The organism is Bacillus cereus group sp. BfR-BA-01349 (assembly GCF_022663795.1).
Classification (GTDB): Bacteria; Bacillota; Bacilli; order Bacillales; family Bacillaceae_G; genus Bacillus_A; species Bacillus_A cereus.
Window position 1 is genome coordinate 51,733 of sequence record NZ_JAKUGE010000033.1, and the last position, 6,502, is coordinate 58,234.

Here is a 6,502-nt window from a genome sequence, read left to right on the forward strand (position 1 = left end):
ATGCATAATTCATTTTTAAATTAAATATAGAGTAATAAAAGTTGACTAATATGAGAGGGGAATTGTCATGAACAAATTATCAACAAAGTTAGTAGTAGCAATCGGTATTGGAGCAGCATTATACGGGATATTAGGACTTTGGGGATTTTCTATTGCACCGAATACATTTATTAAACCAGCATTAGCTATATTAACTGTTTTTGGAGCATTATTTGGTCCAGTGGCAGGACTGTTAATCGGACTTATCGGTCATACCGTAACAGATACGATTGCTGGATGGGGGATTTGGTGGGGCTGGGTTATTAGTTCAGGTATTATTGGTTTTTCAATGGGGCTTATTCAAAAAAGAGTTGGTTTTAGTGTGAAAAACGGGTCATTTAACAAGGGGGATATTTCTTATTTAGCAATTACTGGGCTAGTTGGTATTGTCATTGCTATTATATTTGCTGGGGCATTCGATATTATTGTGATGGGGGAACCATTTGACAAAATTGTTATACAAGTATTAGGAGCAACAATTTCCGATGTCATCGTTTTCTTAGTACTTGGATTGCCACTTACAATTGGTTTGGCGAAATCCAATAAGAAACATACACATTTAAAAATTGAAAAGTAGGGATGTTAACATGCAACCAATTATTTCGTTTGAACAATTCACCTTTCAATATGGGCATGCTGTGCAGCCTACTTTAAGTGATATTACCTTTCATATATACCCTGGGGAAAAAGTGCTAATTGCTGGACGAAGTGGCTCAGGAAAGTCGACATTAGCTCATTGTATAAATGGGCTAATCCCATTTTCTTACGAAGGGAATAGTACAGGTAACGTTTTAATTGCCGGTAAAGATCCGAGGGAAGGAAGTATTTTTGAACAAAGTAAACAGGTAGGAACAATTTTGCAAGATCAAGATGCTCAATTTATTGGTCTGACAGTAGAAGAAGATGTAGCTTTTTATTTAGAAAATGAATGTGTAAAGCAAGATGACATGAAAAAGATTGTTTCGGACTCATTAAGAAAGGTGAAGATGCATATGTTTCATAAACAAAGTCCACATGAATTATCAGGAGGTCAAAAGCAAACAGTTTCTCTTGCTGGTTTATTAACAACAAATGCGGATATATTATTGTTCGATGAACCGTTAGCTAATTTAGATCCACTAAGCGCCTTACATACGATAGAACTTATGAAAGATATACATGAACAATATAATAAAACGATTGTTATTATCGAACATAGAATAGAAGAAATTTTAAAACTGGATTTAGACAAAGTTATATTAATTGATGAAGGTAAAGTTATTGCGATAGGAACACCAAAAGAAATCTTAGCGTCAAATATATTACCACGTATCGGCTTAAGAGAGCCTATTTACATCGAAGCATTAAAGAGATTACATTTTGATAGTAATAATGACGTAATATATCCAATGGAAAACCTTCAAAAAGAAAAGGTAAGCAACGTTATAAAAGAGTGGATGGAGAAACAAGTCATATTAAAAGGGAATACTAAAAACAAGGAATTACTTAAAGTGGAGAATTTATCATTTTCATACCCTAATAAACAAAAAACATTAGAAAATGTAAACCTTTCAATATATGAAGGAGAAATTGTGGCACTGTTAGGACATAATGGAGCAGGGAAATCAACATTAGCTCATAGTCTTATAGGCATAAACAAAATGAAAAATGGGAAAATCTTGTTAAAAGGTGAAGATATTAATTCTTGGTCTATTCGTAAACGTGGGGAAATCATATCTTACGTGATGCAAAATCCAAATCATATGATTACACAGCCTACTGTTTTTGAAGAAGTTTCATTTACATTAACATTACATAATTTTTCTAAGGAAGAAATTAAGAATAAAGTAGAAGGAACTTTAAAAATTTGTGGTTTATATCCATTTCGTAATTGGCCAATTCAATCGCTAAGCTATGGGCAAAAAAAGAGATTAACAATCGCATCTGTATTAACAACAAATCCTAAGCTTATCATATTAGATGAACCGACAGCGGGACAAGATTATTATCATTATAAACAATTTATGTCGTTTATTAAAACTTTAGCTAAAAAGGGTATTTCATTTGTTTTTATCACTCACGATATGAATCTCGTACTAGAATATGCAGACCGTGCAGTAGTTCTACATGAAGGGGAAATTATTGCGGATAATACAGTGTCTAATGTATTTGGTGATCAAGAAACGTTTCAAAGAGCCAACTTAAGAGAGAGTTCTTTAACCAAGCTTGTTAAATTTAGTGGGATTGCATCTCCAGAAAAATTTATGGAGCTTTATTTAGACAGTAATAGGAGGGAGGAAGGTGCATAGTACATATTTTCATCGTATGGATGGGGTAGTGAAATTGTTTTTATTTATTTTTTGTATGACGCTTACTTTTTTGTTTTTTGATTTTCGGGTGTTGCTAATATTATTTATTATTGGGTGTATCGGACTCAGCGTTGCTAAAATTCCATTTCGTAAAATTTTAATTGTTTTTAGTGTCATATTTACATTTAGTTTATTAAACTCTGTCATGATTTTATTTATTACACCAACTCATGGATCTGAATTAACTGAATCATATACCGCGTTTTTACATGTTGGATATGCAACGATTACATATGAAACATTATTTTATGCAGCTACACTTTCATTAAAGTATTTTACGTTATTACCATTTACACTTCTTTTTATTTACACGACAGATCCAAGCGAATTTGTAAGTAGCTTAAGTAAACTTGGTATTCATTATAAGATTACATATGCAATAAATATTGCACTACGTTATATTCCTGACATCCAGTCTGAATATAAAATTATTAAACACGCGCAAGAAGCAAGAGGAGTGGCTTTTGAAAAAGGAGAAGCAAGTTTATGGGTTCGTATGAAGAACCGTGTTTTAATTTTCTGGCCACTGATCATTCATTCTCTAGAAAGAATAGACACGGTTTCAAATGCAATGGATTTAAGAGGATTTGGAAAGAAGGATAAACGTACATGGTTTTATACAAGTAAGGCGAAATGTGAAGATTTCATCGCTTTATTTGCCGGTTTTTTCATATTCATTGTTGCGGTATATTTAAAATTAAACGTATTTCAAAACTTTTGGTATCCGTTTTAAAGCACTCTTACATGAGTGCTTTTACTTATTTTTATGTAGACATGCTCAAAAAAGGGATATACACATAATGTATAATACGAACCAGTTAAAATGATCAACTACCTATTAGTTTTCAAACCAAAAGGAGGAGAAAATATGAGTTACGGTGGTTCTTGTGGTTTTGGTGGAGGTTTCGCTTTATTAGTTGTGTTATTCATTCTATTAATAATTGTAGGATGCAGCTGCTGGGGCGGAGGATACTAATTTTTAATTAGTCTTCACAAATGTAAACTAAAAAAACATTGAAGATACTTATGTATCGAAACAAATAAAAAAGGAGCGACTATGCTCCTTTTTTATTTGTTTTAATGCGTATTCTTACTATATTTCGGGAACGTAATCGTTAAAGTCGTTCCTTTACTAACGATACTTCTGATTTTTAAACTTCCATGCATCGTCTCAATAATCTTAACAGCAACCATTGTACCTAAACCAGTTCCTTTTGTTTTTGTACTAAAATACGGTTCACCGAATCGATGTATTTGCTCCTGTGACATTCCAACTCCGCTATCTTCAATTCGTATTTCAACTTTACTATTATTGATAGATGAGGAAATACTTAAGGTACCACCATTAGGCATTGCTTCAATACTGTTTTTTATTAAGTTTAAAAAACATTGTTGAAAGTGCTGTTTATTACCAACAATGGTTGCCTCAGAAAAATCCTGTGTAATATGTATCGTATTCATATTACACAATGGCAATATCATATTAATAACTCGATTTAACTCTTGTTTTACTGAAATTTGATCTAATTTTTCTGGAGCAGGTTTGGCAAACGTTAAGTAATCATCGATAATTTCTTGGGCACGATTTAACTCTTCAAGTATATGTTTAATATATTCGTCTCTTGATTCAGGAGTTAAATTTTGTGTTTTTAAAAGCTGTGTAAATCCTTTTACAACCGTTAAGGGATTCCTGACTTCGTGCGATATACTTGCAGCGAGTTGGCTAACAATCTCCATTTTTTCCATTTTAATTAATTTTGAGCGCATTAATACAGCATCTTTAATAACTTCATTTATATAAACAATAAATAACATTAAAGTAGTCGGTAATACCATGAAATAAATAATATACAAATTATTCACTTCAAAATCTGATAAGGTTAATACAATTAAAGTTGTAAATATTGCTAGGAAAAAGGTTAAAAACATGGAAAAAGCTACTTTAAGTTTTCTATTATATGTATTAAATTTTGAAGATGCGAGTGCTGTAACGATGAACATTATTCCGTAAACAACAACTGTCAGCATGTTAAAGCCATAAAATAAAAATCTCGTAATTAATAAAATTGTAAACAATATGATACCGACAGGGAATCCACCATAAAGCGTACCTATTATGACCGGAATTTGTCTTAAATCATGAATACAACTTTCATCCATATAGATAGGGTATCGCATACATAAAATAAGCGGGATACTAGAACAAAGGGTAATCAGTAGTATTTTATATTTCTTTAAATAGTGCCGGCTATCATATATGAAATAAAAAACAAATATACTACATAAAATGTATAGAAGATTATTTAATACGTTTTGATTAATATAAACAAAGTCCATAATATTTGCCTCGTTATTCTGAATTTCCTTTTCATATGTATTATACATGATAACATGTGTTAAGCTGCACGAAACTTGTTAATAAAATTCACTTGTTTTCGCGGTATTTCTAGAAATAATATTTTATTTAACTGCTAGATTTAAAGCTGCTTTTACTATCCAATGCAATAGGAGTATGGAATTATTTAAAATACCATTATCTAGTGCTGATTTATACTATTCTTGAATGTGCATAACATTTAATTTCTGAAGTGCAATCATTCCTATGTTAGTTATAACATGGTGGGGCATGTTGCTACTATAAGAAACGTAGATATTCTTTTCTATACGTTTCATTTTAATTTCTAACCACTGAACCAGATAGTCTTTTAAAGCAAGCTTAGACGGCTCCACAAAAGTCCCTTTATTTAACTCCGTAATTTTTTTCGCCTTCTTTTTTGTCTTATAACCAGTAAACCACTTTTATCTTCTTTTTACTGTCTCTGGATCAGGACCGATATCAATAATGATGCAATATTTATTTCCTCTTTTTCGAATATGTCCTTTCACTTAAAACACTCCTTCATTTGTTTTGAATCATGTTGTATAAGTCTAGTTGTAATTTTGCTGCTATGAAAATTACATAGTTGGACATATCAGCGATGGATATATTTTACCATATATAAACTGAATTGATTATTTAATATATTAGTTGTTTTTTTACAAAAGTTAATTTTATAAAATGATTTTGTATATTTGAAGCAATATTTTTATTTAAAACACCTTATTTGGAATAGTACATCTTGTATATATCATATTTTGTACAATTAATATTTTCTTATTTTAGAAATGATTTTAATTTGGAGTGAGATATATGGAGAGGAAAAAGAAATGGGAAGGATTAAACTCTAAAAATCCATCTGCTGATTCACTGGATTCGAGTTTAATAGGACCGACATTGCCACCGATTTCTTCATTTACTCTACCAACGGGATTTGAATCTGCATTCAGAGCTTTCAAATCTACTGATCAGTCCGTTACTGCTAATACACTGTCTATAGTAACATTTGAAACTACACAATTCGATTTAAATGGTGAATATGATGGTGTATCAACATTTATACCGCAACAAGATGGAGTATATTTAATTATTACTACTATAATTTTTAGTCCTACTGATGATACTCTAAATTATGTGACGGAAGTATTTATAACAGTTAACAGTGCTTTAATAGCAGGAGATGATAGCTTTTTTGGTGGAAATACTGGGCTTTTAAATGCAGTAACAGTTTCTACCATTGTACAATTGAATGCAGGAGATATGGTGCAAGTCCAAGCCGGTAGTACCATAGATGGCGTTATTGCATCTCCGCTTCTTACAAATTTTCAAGCTGCGAGGTTTCCATTACCAGTTCCAAATACATTTTTCTTGTTAAATAATTTATCTGCAGATTGGAGTAAAAGGCCGTTTAGTAGAAAAACATAATTATGTTCATTTTAAAAATAGTGTGAAGAAAATGATGAATTTAAATTAATTTTGTCTATTAAGAATAAGAAAAGCCACTTAGATAAGTGGCTTTTCTTATTTTTAAATTATGGGATATACCTTAGAAGATATCACTCGAATGAATATTACTAAATTAGCAATAAGATACTCAGAGAGATTTAGTCGTGAAGCTAGTCAAATTCGTAATAAAAAAGAGCCATGAGTGGTCATCTCCCTGTCAAGTAGACAGTAATAAAAAGAGTATTATGCCACGGCCTTTTCCCGATATTCTATCGGGGAAAGGCCGTGAAGT

6 protein-coding genes and 1 pseudogene are annotated in these 6,502 nt (G+C 31.5%); 5 read left to right on the top strand and 2 right to left on the bottom strand.

Features of this window, described 5'->3' with window-relative positions:
* Nucleotides 1-67 precede the first annotated feature (67 nt).
* The 4 genes from MR169_RS18385 (at nucleotide 68) to MR169_RS18400 (ending at nucleotide 3,363) form a co-directional block, all read left to right on the top strand.
* Nucleotides 68-616, top strand: a complete 549-nt coding sequence (locus MR169_RS18385) for an ECF-type riboflavin transporter substrate-binding protein (protein ID WP_001038210.1) — start codon at nucleotides 68-70, stop codon at nucleotides 614-616.
* A 10-nt stretch (nucleotides 617-626) separates the two neighbouring features.
* On the top strand, nucleotides 627-2,327 hold the full coding sequence (locus MR169_RS18390; protein WP_242319804.1) for an ABC transporter ATP-binding protein: 1,701 nt from the start codon (nucleotides 627-629) through the stop codon (nucleotides 2,325-2,327).
* Nucleotides 2,320-3,120: an energy-coupling factor transporter transmembrane component T family protein gene (locus MR169_RS18395; protein ID WP_016117999.1), complete on the top strand. Its 801-nt coding sequence runs from the start codon at nucleotides 2,320-2,322 to the stop codon at nucleotides 3,118-3,120. The genes MR169_RS18390 and MR169_RS18395 overlap by 8 nt, the downstream gene beginning before the upstream one ends.
* A 135-nt stretch (nucleotides 3,121-3,255) precedes the next feature.
* Nucleotides 3,256-3,363, top strand: a complete 108-nt coding sequence (locus tag MR169_RS18400) for a YjcZ family sporulation protein (protein WP_000120182.1) — start codon at nucleotides 3,256-3,258, stop codon at nucleotides 3,361-3,363.
* 101 nt (nucleotides 3,364-3,464) lie between these two features.
* On the opposite strand, the gene MR169_RS18405 is transcribed toward MR169_RS18400, so the two are convergent.
* Complete coding sequence (locus tag MR169_RS18405) at nucleotides 3,465-4,724, bottom strand: sensor histidine kinase (RefSeq protein WP_016118000.1); 1,260 nt, start codon at nucleotides 4,722-4,724, stop codon at nucleotides 3,465-3,467.
* 126 nt (nucleotides 4,725-4,850) lie between these two features.
* Nucleotides 4,851-5,273: pseudogene (locus MR169_RS28355) on the bottom strand (tyrosine-type recombinase/integrase); the annotation flags it as partial.
* 304 nt (nucleotides 5,274-5,577) lie between these two features.
* Here MR169_RS28355 and MR169_RS28270 point away from each other — a divergent pair.
* Nucleotides 5,578-6,189: an exosporium leader peptide-containing protein gene (locus MR169_RS28270; RefSeq protein WP_000440007.1), complete on the top strand. Its 612-nt coding sequence runs from the start codon at nucleotides 5,578-5,580 to the stop codon at nucleotides 6,187-6,189.
* Nucleotides 6,190-6,502 lie beyond the last annotated feature (313 nt).

Coding starts and splice junctions, on each gene's coding strand:
- MR169_RS18385 (WP_001038210.1), top strand. CDS start 68: ATGAACAAATTATCAACAAAGTTAGTAGTAGCAATCGGTATTGGAGCA.
- MR169_RS18390 (WP_242319804.1), top strand. CDS start 627: ATGCAACCAATTATTTCGTTTGAACAATTCACCTTTCAATATGGGCAT.
- MR169_RS18400 (WP_000120182.1), top strand. CDS start 3,256: ATGAGTTACGGTGGTTCTTGTGGTTTTGGTGGAGGTTTCGCTTTATTA.
- MR169_RS18405 (WP_016118000.1), bottom strand. CDS start 4,724: ATGGACTTTGTTTATATTAATCAAAACGTATTAAATAATCTTCTATAC.
- MR169_RS28270 (WP_000440007.1), top strand. CDS start 5,578: ATGGAGAGGAAAAAGAAATGGGAAGGATTAAACTCTAAAAATCCATCT.